At 66.7% G+C, this 21,995-nt stretch carries 24 protein-coding genes; 20 read left to right on the plus strand and 4 right to left on the minus strand.

Annotation, left to right across the window (positions count from 1 at the left end):
• Window positions 1–130 precede the first annotated feature (130 nt).
• The 3 genes from TGR7_RS01005 to TGR7_RS01015 all read left to right on the plus strand — a co-directional run bounded on the left by TGR7_RS01005 (window position 131) and on the right by TGR7_RS01015 (window position 2,073).
• Complete coding sequence (locus TGR7_RS01005) at window positions 131–712, plus strand: methyltransferase domain-containing protein (RefSeq protein WP_012636791.1); 582 nt, start codon at window positions 131–133, stop codon at window positions 710–712.
• Window positions 713–821: 109 nt separating this feature from the next.
• Window positions 822–1,154 (plus strand): tetratricopeptide repeat protein, encoded by a 333-nt coding sequence (locus TGR7_RS01010; protein WP_012636792.1) that lies wholly within the window; start codon window positions 822–824, stop codon window positions 1,152–1,154.
• Entirely contained in the window at window positions 1,147–2,073 is a 927-nt protein-coding gene (locus TGR7_RS01015) for an LpxL/LpxP family acyltransferase (RefSeq protein ID WP_012636793.1), read from the plus strand. Before TGR7_RS01010 ends, TGR7_RS01015 begins: the two co-directional genes overlap by 8 nt.
• 60 nt (window positions 2,074–2,133) lie before the next feature.
• Here the strand turns inward: TGR7_RS01015 and TGR7_RS01020 are convergent, their stop codons facing one another.
• Both TGR7_RS01020 and TGR7_RS01025 read right to left on the minus strand, forming a co-directional pair.
• Window positions 2,134–2,994 carry a lysophospholipid acyltransferase family protein gene (locus TGR7_RS01020; RefSeq protein WP_012636794.1) on the minus strand — a complete coding sequence of 287 codons (861 nt, stop codon included), beginning with the start codon at window positions 2,992–2,994 and terminating at the stop codon, window positions 2,134–2,136.
• Between the two features lie 8 nt (window positions 2,995–3,002).
• Window positions 3,003–3,800 carry a tRNA 2-thiocytidine biosynthesis TtcA family protein gene (locus TGR7_RS01025; protein WP_012636795.1) on the minus strand — a complete coding sequence of 266 codons (798 nt, stop codon included), beginning with the start codon at window positions 3,798–3,800 and terminating at the stop codon, window positions 3,003–3,005.
• 352 nt (window positions 3,801–4,152) lie between these two features.
• Here TGR7_RS01025 and pip point away from each other — a divergent pair, with 352 nt between their 5' ends.
• From pip to TGR7_RS01045, 4 genes are all read left to right on the plus strand, one after another.
• Window positions 4,153–5,103: a prolyl aminopeptidase gene (gene pip / locus TGR7_RS01030; RefSeq protein WP_012636796.1), complete on the plus strand. Its 951-nt coding sequence runs from the start codon at window positions 4,153–4,155 to the stop codon at window positions 5,101–5,103.
• Window positions 5,100–5,549, plus strand: a complete 450-nt coding sequence (gene dtd / locus TGR7_RS01035; protein WP_012636797.1) for a D-aminoacyl-tRNA deacylase — start codon at window positions 5,100–5,102, stop codon at window positions 5,547–5,549. Before pip ends, dtd begins: the two co-directional genes overlap by 4 nt.
• Before the next feature lie 269 nt (window positions 5,550–5,818).
• Window positions 5,819–7,138, plus strand: coding sequence for an ammonium transporter (locus TGR7_RS01040; RefSeq protein WP_012636798.1), 1,320 nt, complete (start codon window positions 5,819–5,821; stop codon window positions 7,136–7,138).
• A gap of 5 nt (window positions 7,139–7,143) precedes the next feature.
• Window positions 7,144–7,800 (plus strand): hypothetical protein, encoded by a 657-nt coding sequence (locus TGR7_RS01045; protein ID WP_012636799.1) that lies wholly within the window; start codon window positions 7,144–7,146, stop codon window positions 7,798–7,800.
• Between the two features lie 87 nt (window positions 7,801–7,887).
• On the opposite strand, the gene fnr is transcribed toward TGR7_RS01045, so the two are convergent.
• The gene (gene fnr / locus TGR7_RS01050) at window positions 7,888–8,652 is read right to left on the minus strand and encodes a fumarate/nitrate reduction transcriptional regulator Fnr (RefSeq protein ID WP_012636800.1); all 765 of its coding nucleotides are present in this window, start codon (window positions 8,650–8,652) and stop codon (window positions 7,888–7,890) included.
• A 169-nt stretch (window positions 8,653–8,821) separates the two neighbouring features.
• On the opposite strand from fnr, the gene hisB reads away from it, so the two are divergent.
• From hisB to gpmI, 10 genes are all read left to right on the plus strand, one after another.
• Complete coding sequence (gene hisB / locus TGR7_RS01055) at window positions 8,822–9,415, plus strand: imidazoleglycerol-phosphate dehydratase HisB (RefSeq protein WP_012636801.1); 594 nt, start codon at window positions 8,822–8,824, stop codon at window positions 9,413–9,415.
• A gap of 35 nt (window positions 9,416–9,450) precedes the next feature.
• Window positions 9,451–10,107, plus strand: coding sequence for an imidazole glycerol phosphate synthase subunit HisH (gene hisH / locus TGR7_RS01060; RefSeq protein ID WP_012636802.1), 657 nt, complete (start codon window positions 9,451–9,453; stop codon window positions 10,105–10,107).
• A gap of 17 nt (window positions 10,108–10,124) precedes the next feature.
• Window positions 10,125–10,853 carry a 1-(5-phosphoribosyl)-5-[(5-phosphoribosylamino)methylideneamino]imidazole-4-carboxamide isomerase gene (gene hisA / locus TGR7_RS01065; protein ID WP_012636803.1) on the plus strand — a complete coding sequence of 243 codons (729 nt, stop codon included), beginning with the start codon at window positions 10,125–10,127 and terminating at the stop codon, window positions 10,851–10,853.
• Window positions 10,854–10,936: 83 nt separating this feature from the next.
• A complete protein-coding gene (hisF, locus tag TGR7_RS01070; RefSeq protein ID WP_012636804.1) occupies window positions 10,937–11,707 on the plus strand; it encodes an imidazole glycerol phosphate synthase subunit HisF in 771 nt (256 codons plus the stop codon).
• 101 nt (window positions 11,708–11,808) lie between these two features.
• Window positions 11,809–12,204 carry a phosphoribosyl-AMP cyclohydrolase gene (hisI, locus tag TGR7_RS01075; protein ID WP_012636805.1) on the plus strand — a complete coding sequence of 132 codons (396 nt, stop codon included), beginning with the start codon at window positions 11,809–11,811 and terminating at the stop codon, window positions 12,202–12,204.
• A complete protein-coding gene (locus tag TGR7_RS01080; RefSeq protein ID WP_012636806.1) occupies window positions 12,201–12,524 on the plus strand; it encodes a phosphoribosyl-ATP diphosphatase in 324 nt (107 codons plus the stop codon). The genes hisI and TGR7_RS01080 overlap by 4 nt, the downstream gene beginning before the upstream one ends.
• Before the next feature lie 48 nt (window positions 12,525–12,572).
• On the plus strand, window positions 12,573–12,839 hold the full coding sequence (gene tatA / locus TGR7_RS01085; RefSeq protein WP_012636807.1) for a Sec-independent protein translocase subunit TatA: 267 nt from the start codon (window positions 12,573–12,575) through the stop codon (window positions 12,837–12,839).
• Between the two features lie 59 nt (window positions 12,840–12,898).
• Window positions 12,899–13,369: a Sec-independent protein translocase protein TatB gene (tatB, locus tag TGR7_RS01090; protein WP_012636808.1), complete on the plus strand. Its 471-nt coding sequence runs from the start codon at window positions 12,899–12,901 to the stop codon at window positions 13,367–13,369.
• Window positions 13,353–14,459 (plus strand): twin-arginine translocase subunit TatC, encoded by a 1,107-nt coding sequence (gene tatC, locus TGR7_RS01095; RefSeq protein ID WP_012636809.1) that lies wholly within the window; start codon window positions 13,353–13,355, stop codon window positions 14,457–14,459. Before tatB ends, tatC begins: the two co-directional genes overlap by 17 nt.
• 224 nt (window positions 14,460–14,683) lie before the next feature.
• Window positions 14,684–16,234 (plus strand): 2,3-bisphosphoglycerate-independent phosphoglycerate mutase, encoded by a 1,551-nt coding sequence (gene gpmI / locus TGR7_RS01100; RefSeq protein ID WP_012636810.1) that lies wholly within the window; start codon window positions 14,684–14,686, stop codon window positions 16,232–16,234.
• Between the two features lie 359 nt (window positions 16,235–16,593).
• On the opposite strand, the gene TGR7_RS01105 is transcribed toward gpmI, so the two are convergent.
• Entirely contained in the window at window positions 16,594–17,094 is a 501-nt protein-coding gene (locus TGR7_RS01105) for an FHA domain-containing protein (RefSeq protein ID WP_012636811.1), read from the minus strand.
• Between the two features lie 288 nt (window positions 17,095–17,382).
• Here TGR7_RS01105 and gspC point away from each other — a divergent pair, with 288 nt between their 5' ends.
• From gspC to gspE, 3 genes are all read left to right on the plus strand, one after another.
• A complete protein-coding gene (gene gspC, locus TGR7_RS01110; RefSeq protein WP_012636812.1) occupies window positions 17,383–18,291 on the plus strand; it encodes a type II secretion system protein GspC in 909 nt (302 codons plus the stop codon).
• Between the two features lie 72 nt (window positions 18,292–18,363).
• Complete coding sequence (gene gspD / locus TGR7_RS01115) at window positions 18,364–20,331, plus strand: type II secretion system secretin GspD (protein WP_012636813.1); 1,968 nt, start codon at window positions 18,364–18,366, stop codon at window positions 20,329–20,331.
• A 10-nt stretch (window positions 20,332–20,341) separates the two neighbouring features.
• Window positions 20,342–21,898: a type II secretion system ATPase GspE gene (gene gspE, locus TGR7_RS01120; protein WP_012636814.1), complete on the plus strand. Its 1,557-nt coding sequence runs from the start codon at window positions 20,342–20,344 to the stop codon at window positions 21,896–21,898.
• The last annotated feature ends 97 nt before the right edge of the window (window positions 21,899–21,995 follow it).

Below are 21,995 nucleotides of genomic sequence, written 5' to 3' on the forward strand. Positions count from 1 at the left end.
AAAACCAATGCTCGCCATGCAGTTTTTTTCAATCCTGTTAATCATGTAAATCCTGTCAAACAGATTTTTCTCTGCGCCTCCGCGCCTCTGCGGCAGAAGTTGCTTCTCTCACAGTACCCAAGGACCCCCAATGACAACCCCAACGCAGGACAAATGGGATGCCCGCTACCGGGACGCCGATGTGGCCCAGGCATCGGCCTGCCGGGTACTGACGGAGTTTGCGCACCTGCTGCCGGAGAAGGGCCGCGCCCTGGATCTGGCCAGCGGGCTCGGTGGCAACGCGCGCCTGCTGGCGCAATACGGGCTGGACACCGAGGCCTGGGATATCTCGCCGGTGGCTGCCGACAAGCTCAATGTCCTGGCGCAGGCCCAGTCCCTGCCGTTGCAGGCGCGGGTGCGCGACGTGGAGCAGTCACCGCCCGAGCCGGAGAGCTACAACGTCATCGTGGTGTCCCGGTTTCTCGACCGTGCGCGGGTGCCTGCCCTGATCGACGCCTTGCGTCCCGGCGGCCTGCTGTTTTACGAGACATTCACCCGCGAGGCGGTGGATGCCACCGGACCCTCGGACCCCGCCTTCCGCCTGGCACCCAATGAGCTGCTGCAACTCTTCGCGCCCCTGCGCCTCGTCGCCTATCGGGAGGAGGGCGTGATCGGGGACACCAGCCGGGGGTGGAGGAATGAGGCGTATCTGGTGGGGGTCAAGACCGGTTGAAGTGGGAAGTGAGAATTGGGAAGTACGAAGTGGTCTTTGTTCCCACTTCCCAATTCTCACTTCGTACCTCATATCTCCTGTTCCCGCTTCCGGCCCTTATAATCCCCCCATGTCCATGATCGAACGTTTCCAGTCCATGCTCGACGCCGGGCAGGACAATGCCATGCTCCGTTTCTCCCTGGGCAACGCGCTGCTGGGCGCCGGGCGTGCCGCGGAGGCGGTGGCGCATCTGCGCGCCGCGGTGGGTCATGATCCGAAGTACTCGGCGGCGTGGAAGCTGCTGGGCAAGGCCCTGGCGGAGAGCGGCGATCAGGCCGCGGCCATCGAGGCCTTCGACCAGGGCATCGCCGTGGCTGAGGAGAAGGGCGACAAGCAGGCGGCCAAGGAGATGCAGGTGTTCCGTCGCCGGGCCGAGAAGCAGCTGGGCGGGGCCGATGGCTGAGGCCTACCGCGCGCCGTTTCACGCCGGACTGCTTGCGCCCCGCTACTGGCCCACCTGGCTGGGGCTGGGCGCGGTGGCGCTGCTCAGCGTCATGCCCCGTTTCGTCATCCGCGGTGCGGCCGCGGGCCTGGCGGCGCTCATGTGGCGCTTCGCCCCGAAACAGCGGCACATCGTCGCGGTCAATCTGGCCCTGTGTTTTCCGGAACTGGACGAGGCGGCCCGGGAACGCCTGGCGCGGGAAAACTTCCGCACCACCGCGCAATGCTTCGTGGACTACGGGCTGCTCTGGTTCCGGGGCCCCCGCGCCCACGCCCGGCGCATCCGTTTGAGCGGCGAGGAACACTACCGGGCCTGCCGGGAGGCGGGCCGGCCGGTGATCGTGCTGGCCCCCCACGCCCCGTCCCTGGATTTCGGCGGCCTGCGCATGAGCCAGCTCTACGACGGGGTGTCCTTCGCCAAGCCCATGAAGAACCCGCTGGTGGAGTGGATCAACCACAGGAGCCGCACCCAGTACAGCGGCGAGATCTTCGCCCGGGAGCAGGGCCTGCGCCCGGCGCTGAAACACATCAAGCAGGGCCGCTTCTTCTACTACCTGCCCGACGAGGACCTGGGTCCGGAGCACTCGGTGTTCGTGCCCTTCTTCGGCGTGCCCAAGGCCACCCTGCCCGCCCTGGGTCGCCTCGCGAAACTCACCGGCGCCGCCGTGCTGCCCAGCCTGAGCGTCTACCTGCCGGAGGAGGACGTCTACGAGATGCGCCTGGAGCCGCCCCTGCAGGACTATCCGACCGGGGATGCCGAGGAGGACGCCCGGCGCATGAACCAGGCCATCGAGGCGTCCATCCGCCGCCATCCCGCCCAGTACCTGTGGACGCTGAAGTACTTCAAGACGCGGCCGGCGGGGGAGAAGAAGGTCTACTAAAAGGGGGAAGTGTGAATTGGGAAGAGGGAAGTAAAAGGCCTTTACTTCGCACTTCCCAATTCACACTTCTTGCTTCTTGAAGCGTTTGTAACTCCACGCGTACTGCTCCGGGCACTGTCTCACCAGCGTCTCCACGGCCTGGTTGATGGCGGCGGCGGCCTCCACCGGGTCTTCGGCGTACAGGCCCTCGGGGGCGGGGATGCAGTGGTAGCGGTAGCCCCGGCCCCGGGGCAGGCGCTCCGCGTAGGCGAAGATCACCGGCACCCGGGCGGGTGCCGCCAGCCGTGCCAGCAGGATCATGGTGTAGGCCGGGTGGCCGAAGAAGGGGGCGAACACGCCGCTGGAACCCTTCGGCGTCTGGTCCGGCAGCATGCCGATCAGTTCGCCCCGTTCCACCGCCTGGCGCAGGGCCTTGATGCCGCCGGGGGTGGTGGGCACCAGCCTGGCGCCGGTGGCCTGCCGGGAGCGGCGCAACAGGCCGTCCAGGGCCTTCTGCCGGGGCGGGCGGTAGAGGCTGGTCATGGGTCCCAGGGAGGCGGCATGCAGGCCGGCGAACTCCCAGCTGCCCAGGTGGGGCGAGACCAGGAACACGCCGCGTCCCTCGGCCAGGGCCCGCTCCACGTGTTCCCAGCCCTCGACCCCGTCCAGCAGGGCGGCGATGCGCTCGGGGCCTGCGCGCCACAGCCAGGATGCCTCGGTGAGCGCCTTGCCGGTCTCCATCAGGCTCCTGCGGGCCACCCGGCGTCGCCAGGTCTCGGATTCATCCGGATAGCAGCGTGCCAGGTTGTCCAGGGAGATGCGCTTGAGGTCGTTGGGCAGCAGCCAGGCGAGCCAGCCGAGCCCCGCGCCGAGGGCGTGATTGATCGGCAGCGGCAGTCGGGCCAGCAGGCCCAGCAGCACGCGCAGCAGCAGGCCACCCATGGGGATGCTCAGGCCCGCTTGCGGGCCGGGGCGGCGGGTGCCTCGGGGATGTCCTCCAGGCCCTGGGACATGAGCGGCCGCAGGGTCGAGAGCAGGTTGCGGAACAGGCGCGGCAGGGCCGCCTCCTCCCGGGCCAGCAGTTCCTTCATGTGCTGGCGCTGGGTGGGCATATCGAAACAGGCAGGGCAGTTCTCGCTGATCACCGGCAGCCCGGCGGCCTCGGCGAAGGCGGCCGTCTGGCGCTCGCGCACGTAGACCAGGGGGCGGATCACCCGCAGGTCGCCGGCGTCGATGCGGTAGTGGGCCTTCATGGTCTTCAGGCGGCCACCGTGGAAGGCGCTCATCAGGAAGCTCTCCGCCAGGTCGTCCAGGTGCTGGGCCATGGCCAGCACGTTGAAGCCGTGTTCCCGGGCGGTGCGGTACATCAGGCCGCGCTTCATGCGCGAGCAGAAGGCGCAGTAGGAGTCGTTGTCCATGTGCTCGGTGGCCAGCTCCATGATGGGCTCGCGCACGTAGTGGTACTCGACCCCCAGCGCCTTCATGTAGGGGATCAGGGGCGAGGGGTCGAAGCTCTCGCTCTGGGGATCGATGGTCACCGCGGCCAGCTCGAAGCGCACCGGGGCGCGGCGCTGGAAGTGATGCAGCAGGTGCAGCAGGCTCAGGGAGTCCTTGCCGCCGGACAGGCCCAGCAGCACCCGGTCGCCGTCGGCGATCATGCGGAAATCGCCCAGGGCCTTGCCGGTCAGGCGGATCAGGGATTTGGGGGGTGCGATGAAGTCGGTCATCCGACCGAAGATACGTGCCATTCAGGGTGCGGGCAAGGGCTCTGGCCACCAGGAGATGCGGGCATAAAAAACCCCGGCGCCATCCTGGCACCGGGGTTTGGCCGTCCTGGCCCCTTGGTGATTAAAGCGTCCCTGGTGGGATCCGTTCCACACCCGAATCCGACGTCCTGTCGAGTGTCCGGGGTTCCCTGAAACCTCCTCCCCTGGAGGGCGATACCATCATTTCCCATTCCGTGGCGGGAGAAAAGGCCCAAAAACGGCCTTTTTTGTAGGAATCTTCCACAATTCGTGTAGGCCTAGGCCTACACAGGCGCTTTTGGGCTGTTTGGGGCTATGATGGGGCCCATTCGGACAGGCCTTGAGGTCCTCGATCATGCGTGTGCTTTACCCGCCCATCGACCCCTATCACATGGAAACCCTGGCCGTGGACCAGACCCACCGGCTGCACCTGGAGACCTGCGGCACTGCCCAGGGTCTGCCGGTGGTGTTCCTGCATGGCGGCCCCGGTTCCGGCTGCGAGCCCTGGCATCGGCGTTTCTTTGATCCCGCCGCCTACCGCATCGTGCTCTTCGACCAGCGGGGCTGCGGCCGATCCCGCCCCCACGCCTCCCTGGAGGACAACACCACCGCCCACCTGGTGTCCGATATGGAGCGCATCCGGGAACACCTGGGCATCGAGCGCTGGGTGGTGTTCGGCGGCTCCTGGGGCTCGACCCTGGCGCTGGCCTATGCCGAGGCCCACCCGGAGCGGGTGCTGGGACTGGTGTTGCGCGGCATCTTCCTGTGCCGGCCCCGGGACATCCACTGGTTCTACCAGGAGGGCGCCGGGCGCCTGTTCCCCGACTACTGGGAGGACTACCTGGCGCCGATCCCCGAGTCTGAACGGGATGAGATGGTCTCCGCCTACCATCGCCGGCTCACCGGTGAGGACGAGGTGGCGCGCATGGCGGCCGCCAAGGCTTGGTCCGAGTGGGAGGGGCGCACCGCGACGCTGCTGCCCAATCCGGGGGTGGTGGACCATTTCCGGGATCCCCACGTAGCGCTCAGCCTGGCGCGCATCGAGTGTCATTACTTCATGAACCAGTCCTTCCTGGAACCGAACCGGCTGCTGCGCGACGCCCACCGCCTGGCGGACATCCCCGGCACCATCGTGCACGGCCGCTACGACGTGGTCTGCCCGCTGGACCAGGCCCATGCCCTGCACCGGGCCTGGCCCCGGGCGAAGCTCGAGATCATCCCGGATGCCGGCCATTCCGCCGGCGAACCGGGCATCGTGGATGCCCTGGTGCGGGCCACGGACGAACTGGCCGTGATGCTGCGATGATCGCCCTGCTGCAGCGGGTCAGCGAGGCCGCGGTGCGCGTGGACGGCGAGACCGTGGGGGCCATTGGCCCCGGCATCCTGGCCCTGATCGGCGTGCAGCGGGGTGACACCGAGGCCCAGGCGGCGCGCCTGCTGGAGCGCATCCTGGGCTACCGCCTGTTCGAGGATGAGGCCGGGCGCATGAACCTGAGCCTCTCGGACACCGGCGGCGGCCTGCTGCTGGTGCCCCAGTTCACCCTGGCCGCCGACACCCGCAAAGGCATGCGCGCGAGTTTCACCCCGGCCGCCGAGCCCGGGCTCGGCAGGGCGCTGTTCGATCACCTGGTGTCCCTGGCCTGTTCGGTTCACACGCCCGTGGCCACGGGATGCTTCGGTGCCCACATGGCGGTGAGCCTGGTCAACGACGGCCCGGTCACCTTCTGGCTGGAAGTGCCGCCGCCCAGATAACGGACAATTCAGAATTCAAGATTCAAAATTCAAAATTCAAGATTCAAAGGAAACGTCACCCCCTTTGAATTTTGAATTTTGAATTTTGAATCTCGATCTCCCTGCGGCACCGACCCGGTGCGCCTGCCCCGCCCTGGTGCGCGGACGGTCGGATCTATCGTGCCCAGGCGCCATTCATCACACGACATCCGCCGCCGGTCATGGATCTGTCCTCTGGCATGGGCCTTGCTCATTCACAGGCAAGGCCCAGCAAGAGGACGAGAGATTCCATGACCCTGCCCCGATCCCGTTTCACCCCCCTGATGCTCATCACAGCCCTGTGCCTGTTCCCGGCCGTCACCCAGGCCGCGGAGTCCGGGCCGCCGGACTGGCTGCCCGCCCTGGACACGGTCTGGCTGGCGGTGGCCGCCGCCCTGGTGTTCTTCATGCAGGCGGGTTTCGCCCTGCTGGAGAGCGGCATGTCCCGGGCCAAGAACGCCGTCAACGTGGTGATGAAGAACTACGTGGACGTGTGCCTGGGGAGCCTGGCCTTCTGGCTGGTGGGTTACGGGCTGATGTTCGGCTTCAACCCCACCGGTTGGTTCGGCCAGTCCCATTTCGCCCTGATCGGCGCCGAGAACGGCGACTACATGGCCCTGCTGTTCCAGACCATGTTCGCCGCCACCGCCGTGACCATCGCCAGCGGTGCCATGGCCGAGCGCACCCGCTACCAGGCCTACCTGCTGGGTGCGGTGCTGATCACCGCCATCATCTATCCCGTGTACGGCAGCTGGGCCTGGGGCGGCGCCCACGGCGGCGAGGGCTGGCTGGCCAGCCTCGGTTTCATCGACTTCGCCGGCTCCACGGTGGTGCATTCCATCGGAGGCTGGGTGGCCCTGGCGGGTGTGCTGGTGCTGGGGCCGCGCCTGGGGCGTTTCGGCCCCAACGGCGAGCGCCGGCCCATCCATGGCCACAACCTCACCCAGGTGGCCCTGGGCGGCTTCATCCTCTGGGTGGGCTGGTTCGGCTTCAACGGTGGCAGCACCGGCGGCGCCGATGTTTCCATCGGCCTGATCAACCTCAACACCCACCTCTCGGCGGCAGCGGGCGCCGCCGGCGCACTGATCCTGCTGGCCATCCTGCGACAGCCGGTGCTGCTTACCACCACGGTGAATGCCTCCATCGGTGGCCTGGTGGGCATCACCGCCGGCGCCGCCACCATGGACCCGCACTTCGCCGTGGTCACCGGCCTGGTCTCGGGCATGATCGTGGTGGCGGGCACGCGCCTGCTGGAGTCCCTGGGCCTGGACGACGTGGTGGGCGCGGTCTCGGCCCACGGCCTGGCCGGCGCCTGGGGCACCCTGGCGGCGGGCCTGTTCCTGGCCGGCGACCTGTTCAACCCCATGCAGGTGGCGGTGCAGTTGATCGGCATCCTGGCCGGCTTCCTGTGGGCCTTCCCCATGGCCCTGCTGATGTACTTCCTGATCGACCGCACCGTGGGCCTGCGCGCCTCCACGGTGGACGAGCAGCGGGGTCTCGACTTCAGCGAGCACTACGAGATCGGCTATCCGGAGTTCCAGGCCGATGTCCTGCACAAGGGCAAGGGGTGAGCGTCATGGCCGTGGACAGCAGGGAATTGCGTCGCCGCCGCCGCGCCATCTACACCGGACTGTGCTCCCTCATGGACGAGGCCGCCGCCCGTGAGGGGCTGGGCCTCTGGGAGCGGGAGTTCTCGGACAAGCCCGTCTATGCCCTGCACGACTTCCTGGCGCGCATCTGCCGGCAGGCCGGGCAGGAGGCGCGGCGCGGCGAACTGCACCGGGCCCTGGTACGCGCCCTGTCCCTGGACGAAGCGGACCTGGCCCCGGACCCGGGTCCCTCGGACCGGGGTGCCGTCCCGGCGGCCAGTGCCTCACCGCCCCCGCCAGCGGGGGCCATGACCGTGTTCGAGTCCATGTACGGCACGATCATGGAGGGGCTCGTGCAGCGGCAGGTGGAGACCGGGGTGCGGGTGCGGGTGCTGCAGCGCCTTGTGGGCCTGGGTCTGCCGGCGGGCCTGCGCGGGCAGGTGACCGACTGGATCACGGGGGAGGCGTCCCAGCTGCCGCAGGCCGTGGGCCTGGAGGGCCTGCGCGGCCTGTTGCACCTGACCTACGTGGCCGCCTGCGAGGAAGTGGGGCCCGTGAGCGCGGACAGGCTGCTGGCGGAGGCGGTCAGGGTGACGGAGAAGCTGGGTGAGGCGGAGGTGTTTTCGCCGAGAGCGCTGCTTTGAAGGCAATTCAAAATTCAAGATTCAAAATTCAAAGGGGGAGGTGACCTTTTCTTTGAATTTTGAATCTTGAACTTTGAATTGCCCCTATCAGCCTCCCCGGCCGCCTTTTTCAAGGGTTTCAGGGCCGTGGGCGCCGGCCATCTGGTGCATGCCTTCCATGTCGATCAGCTGCACCAGCTTGCGGTTGACCTCCAGCAGGCCGAGCTGCTGGAAGCGGGTGAACAGCCGGCTGACCGTCTCCACCGCCAGGCCCAGGTAGTTGGCGATGTCGTTGCGGGACATGGTCAGGTTGAATTCCTGGCGGGAGAAGCCCCGTTCGCCGAAGCGCTTGGACAGGCTCAGCAGGAAGGCGGCCAGGCGCGCCTCCGAGGACTTCTTGCCCAGGAGGGTCATCAGGTGTTCGTCGAACTGGATCTCCCGGCTCATGATGCGGAACAACTGACGTTGCAGGCCTGGCACCTGGCCGGCCAGGTCCTCGAGCCTGTCGTAGGGGATCTCGCACACGGAGGTGGTTTCCAGGGCCCGGGCGGTGCAGGGGTGGATGCCGTCGCTGATGGCATCCAGACCCAGGAGTTCGCCGGGCAGGTGGAAGCCGGTGACCTGTTCCAGGCCGTCGTCGCTGATGGAGGAGGTCTTCACGGAGCCGGCACGCACCGCGTACAGGGCCTGCATGCGGTCGCCGGGGCGGTACAGGTACTCGCCCCGCTGCAGAGGCCGGCGGCGGTTGATGATGCGCTCCAGCGCGTCCAGTTCCTGGTCACTGACCCCCATGGGGATGCACAGGTCGTGGAGGCTGCAGTTGCTGCAGGCCTTTTTCAGGCCATGCAGATCGATGATATTGGACGTGGGCATGCGTGGTTCCCGTGGTGAGGAGGTGTCCCTGTACCTACCTTAACGCTCAAGATACCCGAAGGCTTCGCGGCCCTACAAGCAGCACGCCACTGCAAGCCGGACGGCGCGTGCCAGGGCCAACGGCTGTGATATGATCGCAGGTCGATCAATCCGCGGATTTATTGCACCCATGTCCGAGCGTATCGCCGAAGTCTCCCGGGACACCCTGGAAACCCAGATCCGGGTCCGTATCAACCTGGATGGTCAGGGCAAGGGCCAGTTCGACACCGGCCTGCCGTTCCTGGACCACATGCTCGACCAGGTGGCCCGGCACGGCGTGGTGGACCTGGAGATCGTTGCCAAGGGCGACCTGCATATCGACGCCCACCACACGGTGGAGGACATCGGCATCACCCTGGGCCAGGCCATGGCCAGGGCCCTGGGCGACAAGAAGGGCATCCGCCGCTACGGCCATGCCTACGTGCCCCTGGACGAGGCCCTGTCCCGGGTGGTGGTGGACTTCTCCGGCCGTCCCGGCCTGGAGTACCACGTGGACTACCCCCGGGCACGCATCGGCGACTTCGACGTGGACCTGTTCGGCGAGTTCTTCCAGGGCTTCGTCAACCACGCCGCCGTGACCCTGCACATCGACAACCTGCGCGGGCGCAACGCCCACCACGTGGCGGAGACCATCTTCAAGGCCTTCGGCCGTGCCCTGCGCATGGCCGCCGAACCGGACCCGCGCATGCAGGGCACCACCCCCTCCACCAAGGGCTCCCTGTAGGCCGCGACACCCGCATCCCGAGCAAGGCAGCGATCATGAACACCGTGGCAGTGGTCGATTACGGCATGGGCAACCTGCGCTCCGTGGTCAAGGCCCTGGAGCACGAGGCTCCGGCGGGCACCCGCGTGCTGCTCACCGACAGCCCCGGGGTCATCGCCGCCGCCGAGCGGGTGGTGTTCCCCGGCCAGGGCGCCGCCCGGGACTGCATGGCCGCGCTCACCGCCCGGGGCCTCGATGCCGTGCTGCGCCAGGCGGCCGCCAGCCGCCCGTTTCTGGGTATCTGCATGGGCATGCAGGTGCTGGTGGACTATAGTGAAGAGAACGGCGGCACCCCCTGCCTGGGCATCCTGCCCGGCAAGGTGCGGTTTTTCGGAACGGATCTGCGGGACGCCGGCAGCGGCGACCGCCTGAAGATTCCCCACATGGGCTGGAACCAGGTACATCAGGAAGGCGCGCATCCCCTGTGGCGGGACATCCCCCAGGACAGCCGCTTCTATTTCGTGCACAGCTATCACCTCGAGGCCGGCGACCCCGCCCTGGTGGCCGCCACCACCGAGTACGGCATCCGCTTCACCTCGGCCATTGCCAAGGACAACATCTTTGCCATCCAGTGCCACCCTGAGAAGAGCGCGGCCGCGGGCCTCACCCTGCTCAGGAACTTCATGCGCTGGGATGGGCAGCCACAGTCATGATCCCAGGAGACTCGAGCATGTTGGTGATTCCGGCCATTGACCTGAAGGATGGCAAGTGCGTGCGTCTGCGCCAGGGCAGGATGGACGACGCCACGGTGTTTTCCGACGACCCGGTGGAGGTGGCCGGTCGCTGGGTGGAGGCCGGGGCGCGCCGACTGCATATCGTGGACCTGGACGGGGCCATCTCCGGCGAGCCGCGCAATGCCGGCATCATCAGCGAGATCGTCGCCCGCTACCCGGACCTGCCGGTGCAGGTGGGCGGCGGCATCCGCGATGACGACACCGTGCAGGTGTATCTCGACGCCGGCGTGCAGTGGGTGATCATCGGCACCAAGGCGGTGAGTGCCCCCCACTTCGTCAATGACCTGTGCCTGGAATTCCCCGGCCACATCATCGTCGGCCTGGACGCCAAGGACGGCAAGGTGGCCATCGACGGCTGGTCCAAGCTCTCCAACCACGACGTGATCGACATGGCCATGCACTTCGAGCAGGACGGCGTGGCCGCCATCATCTACACCGATATCTCCCGGGACGGCATGATGCAGGGCGTGAACGTGGAATCCACGGTCAAGCTGGCCCAGGCCGTGCATGTACCGGTGATCGCCTCCGGCGGCGTCACCAACCTGGATGACATCCGCCGTCTGTGTGCCGTGAGCGAGGAGGGCATCGACGGCGTCATCGTCGGCCGCGCCCTCTACGAAGGCACCATCGACCTCGCCGAGGCTCAGAAACTGGCTGATCAGTAAGCCGGGCTCAGCCAGGCCTCGCGGTGCCAGATGCGAATTTCTTGCCTCTTGTCTCTATCAACTTGCCTCTAGCGCCTTAATCAATGCTCGCCAAACGCATCATCCCCTGTCTCGACGTCGACAACGGCCGCGTGGTCAAGGGTGTCAATTTCGTCGAGATCCGCGACGCCGGTGACCCGGTGGAGATCGCCCGGCGCTACGACGCCGAGGGCGCCGACGAGATCACCTTCCTGGACATCACCGCCAGCCACGACGAGCGCGAGACCATGGTGCACGTGGTGGAGCAGGTGGCCACCGAGGTGTTCATCCCCCTGACCGTGGGCGGCGGCATCCGGCGCATGGAGGACATCCGCCGCCTGCTCAATGCCGGCGCCGACAAGGTCTCCATCAACACCGCCGCGGTGTTCAACCCGGACTTCGTGCGCGAGGCCGCCGACAAGGTGGGTTCCCAGTGCATCGTGGTGGCCATCGACGCCAAGCGGGTCTCCGGCCCCGGCGAGGCGGATCGCTGGGAGATCTTCACCCACGGCGGGCGCAAGCCCACGGGCCTCGATGCGGTGGACTGGGCCCGGCGCATGGTCGAATGCGGCGCCGGCGAGATCCTGCTCACCAGCATGGACCGGGACGGCACCAAGTCCGGCTTCGACATCGAGCTGACCCGGGCGGTCTCCGATGCGGTGCGGGTGCCGGTGATCGCCTCCGGCGGTGTGGGCACCCTGCAGCACCTGGTGGACGGCGTCACCCGGGGGCATGCCGATGCGGTGCTGGCCGCCAGCATCTTCCACTTCGGCCAGCACACCGTGGGCGAGGCCAAGCAGTTCATGGCCGAGCAGGGCGTGGAGGTCAGGCTCTGACGGCCTGTACCCCGCGCCGGGCCACGATCCCCCGTGGTTTAAACTTTAACAATTAACGTATAAAGTCGAAGGCTCCGGCGCATTCCGCCGGCGAGAACAGCATGTCCCCAGACTGGCTAGACACGATTCACTGGAACCCGGATGGCCTGATTCCGGCCATCGCCCAGGAGACCGGCACCGGCAAGGTCCTGATGCTCGCCTGGATGAACCGGGAATCCCTGCAGCGCACCCTGGAGACCGGCGAGGCCGTATACTGGTCCCGCTCCCGGCAGCGTCTCTGGCACAAGGGCGAGAGCTCCGGCAACACCCAGCGGGTGGTGCAGATGCGCCTGGACTGCGACCGGGACACCCTGCTGCTGGAGGTGGAACAGCGCGGTGGCATCGCCTGCCACACCGGGCGCCACAACTGCTTCTACCATCGCTACCAGGATGGCGACTGGCAGGTGGTGGAGCCGGTGCTCAAGGACCCGGATCAGATGTACGGTGACAAGACATGAGCAGTGATCGGATCCTGGAAGAACTGGCGCGGGTGCTCGAGGCCCGCAAGCAGGCGGCACCGGACAGTTCCTACGTGGCCGGCCTGTATGCCAAGGGCCTGGACGCGATCCTGAAGAAGGTTGGGGAAGAGGCCACTGAGACCGTGGTGGCCGCCAAGAACGGGGACCCGGAGCAGATCGTCTACGAGACGGCGGATCTGTGGTTTCATTGCCTGGTGATGCTGGCCCATCAGGGCCTGGGTCCGGAGGCGGTGCTGGCCGAGCTGGGGCGGCGTTTCGGTGTCTCGGGCATTGAGGAAAAGGCCAGTCGGGCCAAGTAGCATTCATAACTATTACATATCGATTTAGAGACATACCGGAGAACGCAAATGGGTATCGGTGGCATCAGCATCTGGCAGCTCCTGATCATTCTGGTCATCGTCGTGCTTCTGTTCGGCACCAAGAAGCTGCGCAACATGGGCGGCGATCTGGGCAGCGCCATCAAGAATTTCCGCAAGTCCGTGCGTGACGGCGACGAGAAGGAGGGCGAGGAAGACACCACCGCCCGCCGCGAAATGGAAGACAAGACCGAAGGCCGGGTGATCGACGCCGAGGCCAAGAAGGAATCCGGCAAGGACAAGGAACGCCAGGCCTGATGTCGCGTGGTTGGCGGGCGCGCACCTGCGCGCCTGCCAACCCGTGACAGAGCACTGCCATGTTCGACGTCGGCTTCTGGGAAATCCTCGTAATCCTGGTGGTGGCCCTCCTGGTGGTGGGCCCCGACCGCCTGCCCGGCCTCGCCCGGGAGGTGGGCCTGTGGGTGCGCAAGATCCGTGGCTTTGTCACCAACGTGCGCGCCGACATCGAGCAGGAATTCCAGACCGACGAGCTGCGCAAACTGCTCAATGAGCAGAACAAGGAGATCAGCCAGCTCAAGGACATGATGAAGGAGACCGAGGACAGTCTGCGCCACGAGGTGGAGGAGACCTCCTACCTGGTCAAGTCCATCGAGAACGAGGTCAAGGACGTGCAGGAGGGCTTCGCCGAGGAGGGGGATTTCGGTGAGCAGGCCACCCGTCTGGTGAAACAGCGCAAGGCCGAGGCCGACACCGGCAAGGTGTCCGATGCCCAGCCGGCCGAGCAGGACACCCCGCCCGCCAAGGATCGTGATGAGCCCAAAGCCTGAGCAACCGGCACCCGGTGCCCAGGGGGAAGGCACCCTGCTGAGCCACCTGTTCGAGCTGCGCAATCGTCTGCTGCGCATGGTGCTCGCCATCCTGGTGGTGTTCCTGGCGCTGTTCCCCTTCGCCAACCAGATCTACACCGCCCTGGCCGACCCGCTGATGGTGCACCTGCCGGAAGGCAGCAGCATGATCGCCATCGAGGTGGCCGCGCCCTTCCTGATCCCCTTCAAGCTGGTGCTGCTGCTGGCGGTGGTGCTGACCATCCCCTACCTGCTGTACCAGCTGTGGGGCTTCGTCGCCCCGGGTCTCTACAAGCACGAGAAGCGCCTGGCCGCGCCGCTGGTGATCTCCAGCACCCTGCTGTTCTACACGGGCATGGCGTTCGCCTATTTCGTGGTCTTCCCGCTGATCTTCGCGTTTTTCACCAGCACCGCCCCGGAAGGGGTGGCGGTGATGACCGACATCGCCCGTTACCTGGATTTCGTGATCATGCTGTTCCTGGCCTTCGGCATCGCCTTCGAGATGCCGATCGCCACCATCCTGCTGGTGTCCCTGGGCGTGACCACGCCCGAGAAACTGGCCCAGAAGCGGCCCTACGTGATCATCGGCGTGTTCGTCATCGGCATGGTGCTCACCCCGCCGGACATCATCTCCCAGACCCTGCTGGCCCTGCCCATGTGGCTGCTGTTCGAGATCGGCCTGCTGTTGTCCCGCATCATGCAGCGGCGCCGCGCCAGGGAGGCTGCGGAGACCGGTGAGTCGGAGGCCCAGTATGACGACGCCGAGTGGAGCCAGGAGGACATCGACGAGGGTGTCTCCCGGCCCAAGCCGAGGCCCAATCCGCTGCGCGAACGGCATGCCGCCGCCAAGGCAGCCGCGGCTGCATCTGCCGCCGGCAGCGGTAGCGCCAAGTCCGATTCGGCCACCGGGGATGATGAGTACCGCCCCCTGAGCGACGCGGAAATGGACGCCGAGCTGGACCGTCTGGCCGATGAGGAGGCCCGAGGCTGGCAAGCCCCCGAGGACGACAAGAAGGGCGAGGGCGAGCAGAAGGATTCGGATCAGGGCGACCAGGACAAGCCCAGGGCTTAGCAGTGGCTAGTGGCTAGTCTCAAGTGGCAAGGAAAACCACCCCAGAGGCAGTTTGTTTGTATTTCCTTGCCACTAGCCACTAGCCACTAGCCACTAGCCACTAGCCACTTACCCACCCCTCACGCTCCAACAGCATCTGCTAAAATACCCCTCCCCGGCCCGGATCGATGCCTCTCCAGCGCTCCGTGCCCACCTGTCATTCATCGGACCCGGAACGACGCCCCATGAGCGAAGACCACAAGACGCCCCGCTGCCCCACCCTGCTCGTCATCATGGACGGTGTGGGCATCAACCCCAGCAAGATCAACAACGCCGTCGCGGAGGCGCGCACGCCGCGCCTGGATGAATACTTCTCCACCCACGTGCACACCACCCTGGACGCCTGCGGCCGGGCGGTGGGCCTGCCCGACGGGCAGATGGGCAACTCCGAGGTGGGGCATCTGACCCTGGGCTGCGGTTCCGTGGTGCGTCAGGACCTGGTGCGCATCGACGATGCCATTGCCGATGGCAGCTTCTTCGAGAATTCGGCGCTCAACGGCGCCGCCCAGGCTGCCAAGGCGGCGGATCGCCCCCTGCACCTGCTGGGCCTGGTGTCCGACGGCGGCGTGCACAGCCATGTGCGCCACCTGCAGGCCCTCATCCAGCTGTGTCAGCGCCTGGAGGTCAAGCCCCTGGTGCACATGATCACCGACGGCCGAGACACCGCGCCCAAATGCGCTGCCAATTACCTGGACGAACTGGAGCCCCTGCTGGCCGAGGCGGGCGGGCGCATCGCCACCGTGAGCGGGCGCTACTATGCCATGGACCGGGACAAGCGCTGGGATCGGACCAAGAAGGCCTTCGACGCCCTGGTGCACGGTGACGGCGAGCGCGCCGCGTCCGCCGCCGCGGCCATCGAGTCCGCCTATGCGGCGGGCGAGACCGACGAGTTCATCAAGCCCCGGGTGATCGACCCCGAGGGCATGCTCAGGCCCGGTGATGCCCTGGTGTTCTTCAATTTCCGCAACGACCGGCCCCGGCAGATGGCCGCCGCTCTGGGCATGGACGAGTTCGACGGTTTCGACCGGGGCGATTTCAAGCCCGTGTCCGTGACCTGTCTGACCGAGTACGACCCCCGCTTCCTGTCGCCCATCGGCTTCCCGCCGGAGCGCCCGTCCATCACCCTGGGCGAGGTGATCAGTACTGCCGGGATCCGCCAGTTCCACTGCGCGGAGACCGAGAAGTACGCCCACGTGACCTTTTTCTTCAACGGTGGCAAGGAAGAGCCCTTCGCCGGCGAAGACCGGGTCATGGTGCCCTCGCCGCCGGTGGCCACCTACGATGAACAGCCTGAGATGAGTGCGAGCGAGGTGGCCGACGAGACCATCAAGGCCATCGAGAGCGGCCAGTACGGGTTCATCGTGGTGAACTTCGCCAACGGCGACATGGTGGGTCACACTGCCGTGCGCGAGGCGGTGATCAAGGCGGTGGAGGCCCTGGACGCCCAGGTGGGCCGGGTGCTGGACGCCGCCAAGGCCAAGGGCTTCTCGGTGCTGCTGACCGCCGACCACGGCAACTGCGACGAGATGGTGGACCCGGTGACCGGCGAGCCCCACACCCAGCACACCATGTACCCGGTGCCGCTGCTGCTGATCGACCGGGAGCGCTGGCGCCTCACCACCGGCGGTGGCCTGAGTGGCATTGCCCCCACGGTGCTGCAGCTGATGGGACTGCCCCAGCCCAAGGCCATGCGCAGCAAGTCCCTGCTGCTTTCGGGGACGGCGCCGGCGGGCTAGCCCGCATATCACACCGGTCGAACACCGGCGGGCGTGCAACAGGTTGATACATCAGTCAAATACGTCAAAATGGTGGCCGACCTCAGCATGACAGAGTGTTCCCGCCGGAGTCCTATCGCGGTTCAGGCTCGTCTTCGCGCCCGTAGGCTTGCTCTTCACTCAACCCATAGCTACGGCTATGGGTTTCGCTCCAGAGCGGCGCCTACAGACACGAATCCTTCGCCTGCTCCCGCGATCCCGGTGAGATATGCGGGCTAGGCGGGGCTGACATCAGACTTGATTTGCCCGGAGGGCCGGGCTCCTACGAGGCAGGTGTTTGCCCGGCAGGAGCCCGGCCCTCCGGGCGTTTTGGCCTGGGATCAGGGCTGTTCGGTACCTTCCCGGCAAAAGAAATAGATCAGGTTGTCGCCGTTCTCGTTCAGGGGGCGGCCCAGGCTGAGATAGCCCGAGCCGGTCAGGGGTCGCGACTCCTGGTGCAGGAACACCACCTCGCCGTTTTGCAGGCGGATGTAGGTGCCGTTGAGACTCTGATCGATCAGTACGAAGCGGTTGTCCTTGAAGGCGATCCGGGCATGCTCCCGGGAGACGTAGTCCTGGTCCAGTACCAGGTTGCATTGCTGTCGGCGGCCGAGGATGAAGGATTCGGGCCGCGGACTTAAGTTGATGACCTGCTCGCGGTAGTGCAGCAGCAGGTTGCCCAGGTGATGGTCCTGGTCGAGGATCTCGTCGATACCCAGGCGCAGGCGGCGTTCCACGATCCGGCGGCGGTTGTGGGTCACCCATTCCCCGGTGCTGTCGCGGAAGGGATATTCAGGCCGGCGGCGCCAGTTGCGTCTCTCGCCACGTCTGCGGATATCCATCACTGCCAGCGCCTCGAGGTGGGGGTCGATAGGAAAAGTATAACCAAGCCCGATTCAAAAACCGCATGTACTTCATGGGCCTGGCCGTCATGCCCCTGTCATCTCGTCAACCAATAATGCCCGACCCTGCTGCGCGATTGCGACGCCCCGACTTCATGGTATTTTGAAAGCATGTGCCCGATGTGTCTGTATGTACTATAGAAACAGTCTGCATACGGGGAGTACACTCGGGGCCATGAGCAATCAGACACGATCTGTCCCGGACCGTGCCCGGGTGTGTTGTCGCCCATGAGCCTGGCGCAGCTGCCCCTGGGGCTGGCGACCCGTTTCCAGGAACGGGTGAATGTCACGCGCCTGGCGGGCTGGGTGACCGTGTTTCTGATCCTGCTGCTGGCCTATGCCCTGGCCCGCCTGACCTGGGCCCTGCTGGCGCCTGCGCCCCTGGTATTGCCGGCGCCGATGGTGGCGCCCGCCCAGGTGGCCGCGACGGGCAGCGCCGAGTCGCCTGCGGCCTCGGCCCTGGCCCGGGTGGCGGGCTTGCACCTGTTCGGCCAGGCCGAGGTGCGAGAAGAGGATGCCGTGGCGGTACCTGTGGATACGCCGGATACGCGCCTGAATCTCAGCCTCAAGGGCGTGGTGGCCGCCACGCCGGTGGAACGGGGGCTGGCGCTGATCGCCGATGAGCGCGGCAATGAACGACATTACGCCGTGGGCGCGGAGTTGCCCGGCGGCGCGACCCTGGAGCAGGTGCACGGGGACCGGGTGGTGCTGCGGCGGGCCGGGCGTTTCGAACAATTGAGGTTGCCCCGGGACGCGCCCCTGTCCGGCGAGGCGCCGGCGGTCCTGGTGCCGGAGCCCATGGCACAGCCCGGCGTTCAGCCGGGTTCGATCTCCGAGGACACCCGGCAGCAGTGGCTTCAGGATCCGCGCACCCTGTTCGACATGGTGCAGGCCCAGCCGGTGATGCAGGATGGTTCGATCCGGGGCTTTGCCATTTCCCCGCGCCGGGACGCGCGGGCGTTCCGCCAGGCGGGTTTGCGCCCGGGAGACGTGGTCACCTCCATCAACGGCGTGACCATCGCCGGCATGACCGATCCGGCGGCGATGATGGAACAACTGGCCGGCGCCACCGAGCTGCGGCTGGATATCGAACGCAACGGACGTCCGGAGTCCGTGGTCATACAGGTGGGGCCGTGACGGTCTCATCCATGCCCCGCTTCGGGGCCGACAAGGTGAGATAACGATGCATTCTTTACGGGGAGCGGTGTGATGCGCCCATGGCTTGGCCGGGTGGTGGTCCTGGTGGCGCTGTTGCTGGCGCAGCCGGCACTGGCCCAGGAAAACGACACCGTGGTGCTGAACTTCAAGGAGGCCGATATCCAGGCCCTGATCAGCATGGTCTCGGAGCAGACCGGCACCAACTTCGTGGTGGATCCCCGGGTGCGTGGCCGCGTCACGGTGATCTCCGGCGCGCCGGTCAAGCGCGAGGAACTCTACCGGATTTTCCTCTCAGTGCTGCGCATCCACGGTTTTGCCGCCGTGCCCGGCGACGGCGTGGTGAAGCTGATCCCCGAGGTGCAGGCCAAGCAGACCGAGGTGCCCACGGTCGCGCCGCCGCGCACCGGCCGGGGGGATGAATACGTCACCCGGGTGATCAAGGTGGATCACGTGGATGCCGCCCAGCTGGTCCCCATCCTGCGTCCCCTGGTGCCCCAGAGCGGTCACCTGGTGGCCTCCGCCGAATCCAACGTGCTGATCGTCTCCGACAGCGCCGCCAATGCCGAGCGCATCGCCGAACTGGTGGCGCGCATCGACCTGGACGGCAGGGAGGATCTGGAGATGATCCCCCTGCGTCACGCCTCTGCCGCCGAGGTGGTGCGCGTACTCACCAGCCTGCATGGCGGCGGTGAGGGTCGCCGTGGCCAGATGCAGATGGTGGCGGACGAGCGCACCAACAGCATCCTGCTGGGCGGTGATCCCAAGCGCCGTGTGGCTATCCGCGCCATGATCTCCCACCTGGATACCCGCATCGAGGGCGGCAATACCCAGGTGGTCTACCTGCGCTATGCCAACGCCATGGACATGGCGGAAGTGCTCAAGGGGCTGGTGCAGGGCATGGATGTGCCCGGAGCAGATGGCCGCGAGGGACGGGGCGGGATCAACATCCAGGCCCACGAGAGCACCAATGCCCTGGTGCTGAGCGGGCCGCCGGACGCGGTGCGCGACCTGCGCGCCGTGATCAACCAGCTGGACGTGCGCCGCGCCCAGGTGCTGGTGGAGGCGGTGATCGCCGAGGTCTCCTACGACAAGATCACCGAGCTGGGTGTGCAGTGGGGCGTGGGCAATCCCAACAGCGGCGTGGGCGTGATCAATTTCAATCGCAGCGGTTCGGGCATCATCGGTGTCGCGGGTGGCATTGACGCCTTCCTGCGCGGCGCGGTGGCGACTCCGCCCAACCTGGGCGACGGCGCCTTCCTGGGTGGTATCGGCACCTCCGGCTCCACCACCATCGCCGCGCTGGTGCGCGCCCTGGCCGGCGACTCCTCCAGCAACATCCTCTCCACCCCGAGCCTGATGACCATGGACAACGAGGAGGCGGAGATCGTGGTGGGCCAGAACGTGCCCTTCATCGCCGGCCGTTCCATCGAGCAGTCCGGCCAGGCCTTCGACACCATCCAGCGCCAGGACGTGGGTGTGAAACTGCGCATCAAGCCCCAGATCAACGAAGGCAATTCCATCCGCCTGGAGATCGAACAGGAGGTCTCCCAGGTGGCGGCCGGCGCCACGGCCGCCGCGGATCTGGTCACCAACAAGCGCAGCCTGCGCACCATCGTCATGGTGGACGACGGCGAGATGGTGGTGCTGGGCGGCCTGATCGACGACGTGCTGGTGCAGACCCAGGACCGGGTGCCGGGCCTGGGTTCCATTCCCGGCGTGGGTCGTCTGTTCCGCTACGACACCGCGCGCAAGGAAAAACGCAACTTGATGGTGTTCCTGCATCCGGTGATCGTGCGTGATTCCGCCGTGCAGGAGCATCTGACCGCCTCCAAGTATTCCTACATCCGCGCGGAACAGCTCGCCGCACGGGAGCGGGGCGCACTGTTCATGTCCCGTGACGTGGCGCCCGTGCTGCCGCCCTGGGAGGAACTGCTGAATCTGCCGCCACCCTACGAGGCCTCCAACGCCCCCGCTGCGGGCAACACCATTGATGTGAGGCCGCCACCGGCCCGCCCGTGAACAAGCGTCCATGAGCAGTCCATCCCCGACCCTGGAGAATGCCGGCCTGACCGGTGAGCTGCGCGAGGAACTGGCGGCCCAGGCTGCGGGCCCGGAGCAGGGCCTGAGCTTCGGTTTCGCCCGCCGCCACGGCGTGGTCCTGCTGCAGGAGAAGATTTCATCCGGGCAGCCGGTGAACGTCGCCTGCCGACAGGGCGTCAGCAGTCAGACCCTGGCGGAGCTGCGCCGCCACCTGGGTTGTCCCCTGCGTATCGAGGCGGTCAGCGATGCGCGCTTCGACGCCCTGCTTCGGGAGCGTTACGAGCGCAGCTCCAGCGACGCCATGCAGCTCATGGGCGACATGGGCGAGGACGACCTGGACAGCGTGGCGCGCAGCCTGTCGGAGCCCGAGGACCTGCTGGAAACCGAGGACGATGCGCCCATCATCCGGCTCATCAACGCCCTGCTCACCGAGGCGGTGAAAGAGAACGCCTCGGACATCCACATCGAACCCTTCGAGAACCGCCTCACGGTGCGTTTCCGCGTGGACGGCGTGCTGCGCCAGGTGCTGGAACCGCCCCGGGTGCTGGCGCCGCTGATCACCTCCCGCATCAAGGTCATGGCGCGCCTGGACATCGCCGAGAAGCGTCTGCCCCAGGACGGACGCATCTCGCTCAAGGTGGCCGGTCGTGCCGTGGACGTGCGCGTCTCCACCCTGCCCTCCGGTCACGGCGAGCGGGTGGTGCTGCGTCTGCTGGACAAGCAGGCCGGGCGCCTGGACCTGGTGCAGCTGGGCATGGACGACAGAACCCTCAAGGTGATGCAGCGCGCCATCCACCGGCCCCACGGCATCATCCTGGTTACCGGCCCCACCGGCTCCGGCAAGACCACCACCCTGTACGCGGCGCTCACCCAGCTCAACGACCGCAGCCGCAACATCCTCACCGTCGAAGACCCCATCGAGTACGATCTCGACGGCATCGGCCAGACCCAGATCAACCCCAAGGTGGAGATGACCTTCGCCCGTGGCCTGCGCGCCATCCTGCGCCAGGACCCGGACGTGGTGATGGTGGGCGAGATCCGCGACCTGGAAACGGTGCAGATCGCCGTGCAGGCCTCGCTCACCGGTCACCTGGTGCTCTCCACCCTGCACACCAACACCGCCGTGGGCGCCATCACCCGCCTGCGGGACATGGGCGTGGAACCCTTCCTGCTGTCCTCGACCGTTGTGGCCATCCTGGCCCAGCGACTGGTGCGCGTGCTGTGCGATCAGTGCAAGGAGCCCTATGCGGCCGGCGAGACCGAGTGCGAGCTGATCGGTCTGGCCAAGGAGCCGCCGCCCACGCTCTATCGCGCCGTGGGCTGTGACCACTGCAACGGGCTTGGCTACCGGGGCCGAACCGGCATCTACGAACTGGTGGAAGTGGACGATGCCCTGCGCAACCTGATCCACGATGGCGCCGGCGAGCAGCAGCTGGAACGCCACGCCCGCGCCCACGGCCCCAGCATCCGCGCCGACGGCCGGCGCCGCGTCCTCGCCGGCCAGACCACGGTGGAGGAAGTGCTGCGTGTGACGAAAGAAGACTAGAGGCAAGAGACAAGATGCAAGAGACAAGCAGTTGCATCAGTTTTCCCTGCGCGCCTGGGAAGCCAGCCTCTTGTCTCTTGTCTCTAGTAACTTGTCT

The organism is Thioalkalivibrio sulfidiphilus HL-EbGr7, assembly GCF_000021985.1.
Taxonomy (GTDB): domain Bacteria; phylum Pseudomonadota; class Gammaproteobacteria; order Ectothiorhodospirales; family Ectothiorhodospiraceae; genus Thioalkalivibrio_A; species Thioalkalivibrio_A sulfidiphilus.

Bases quoted from the DNA above. Each gene is read 5' to 3' on its own strand.
- TGR7_RS01080 (WP_012636806.1), top strand. From the start codon at position 12,201: ATGAGCAGTGATCGGATCCTGGAAGAACTGGCGCGGGTGCTCGAGGCC.
- gspD (WP_012636813.1), top strand. From the start codon at position 18,364: ATGCGCCCATGGCTTGGCCGGGTGGTGGTCCTGGTGGCGCTGTTGCTG.
- TGR7_RS01010 (WP_012636792.1), top strand. From the start codon at position 822: ATGTCCATGATCGAACGTTTCCAGTCCATGCTCGACGCCGGGCAGGAC.
- hisH (WP_012636802.1), top strand. From the start codon at position 9,451: ATGAACACCGTGGCAGTGGTCGATTACGGCATGGGCAACCTGCGCTCC.
- tatA (WP_012636807.1), top strand. From the start codon at position 12,573: ATGGGTATCGGTGGCATCAGCATCTGGCAGCTCCTGATCATTCTGGTC.
- TGR7_RS01105 (WP_012636811.1), bottom strand. From the start codon at position 17,094: ATGGATATCCGCAGACGTGGCGAGAGACGCAACTGGCGCCGCCGGCCT.
- tatB (WP_012636808.1), top strand. From the start codon at position 12,899: ATGTTCGACGTCGGCTTCTGGGAAATCCTCGTAATCCTGGTGGTGGCC.
- hisF (WP_012636804.1), top strand. From the start codon at position 10,937: ATGCTCGCCAAACGCATCATCCCCTGTCTCGACGTCGACAACGGCCGC.
- TGR7_RS01045 (WP_012636799.1), top strand. From the start codon at position 7,144: ATGGCCGTGGACAGCAGGGAATTGCGTCGCCGCCGCCGCGCCATCTAC.
- gpmI (WP_012636810.1), top strand. From the start codon at position 14,684: ATGAGCGAAGACCACAAGACGCCCCGCTGCCCCACCCTGCTCGTCATC.
- hisB (WP_012636801.1), top strand. From the start codon at position 8,822: ATGTCCGAGCGTATCGCCGAAGTCTCCCGGGACACCCTGGAAACCCAG.
- hisA (WP_012636803.1), top strand. From the start codon at position 10,125: ATGTTGGTGATTCCGGCCATTGACCTGAAGGATGGCAAGTGCGTGCGT.
- TGR7_RS01025 (WP_012636795.1), bottom strand. From the start codon at position 3,800: ATGGCACGTATCTTCGGTCGGATGACCGACTTCATCGCACCCCCCAAA.
- gspC (WP_012636812.1), top strand. From the start codon at position 17,383: ATGAGCCTGGCGCAGCTGCCCCTGGGGCTGGCGACCCGTTTCCAGGAA.
- hisI (WP_012636805.1), top strand. From the start codon at position 11,809: ATGTCCCCAGACTGGCTAGACACGATTCACTGGAACCCGGATGGCCTG.
- dtd (WP_012636797.1), top strand. From the start codon at position 5,100: ATGATCGCCCTGCTGCAGCGGGTCAGCGAGGCCGCGGTGCGCGTGGAC.
- tatC (WP_012636809.1), top strand. From the start codon at position 13,353: ATGAGCCCAAAGCCTGAGCAACCGGCACCCGGTGCCCAGGGGGAAGGC.
- TGR7_RS01040 (WP_012636798.1), top strand. From the start codon at position 5,819: ATGACCCTGCCCCGATCCCGTTTCACCCCCCTGATGCTCATCACAGCC.
- gspE (WP_012636814.1), top strand. From the start codon at position 20,342: ATGAGCAGTCCATCCCCGACCCTGGAGAATGCCGGCCTGACCGGTGAG.
- fnr (WP_012636800.1), bottom strand. From the start codon at position 8,652: ATGCCCACGTCCAATATCATCGATCTGCATGGCCTGAAAAAGGCCTGC.
- TGR7_RS01015 (WP_012636793.1), top strand. From the start codon at position 1,147: ATGGCTGAGGCCTACCGCGCGCCGTTTCACGCCGGACTGCTTGCGCCC.
- pip (WP_012636796.1), top strand. From the start codon at position 4,153: ATGCGTGTGCTTTACCCGCCCATCGACCCCTATCACATGGAAACCCTG.
- TGR7_RS01005 (WP_012636791.1), top strand. From the start codon at position 131: ATGACAACCCCAACGCAGGACAAATGGGATGCCCGCTACCGGGACGCC.
- TGR7_RS01020 (WP_012636794.1), bottom strand. From the start codon at position 2,994: ATGGGTGGCCTGCTGCTGCGCGTGCTGCTGGGCCTGCTGGCCCGACTG.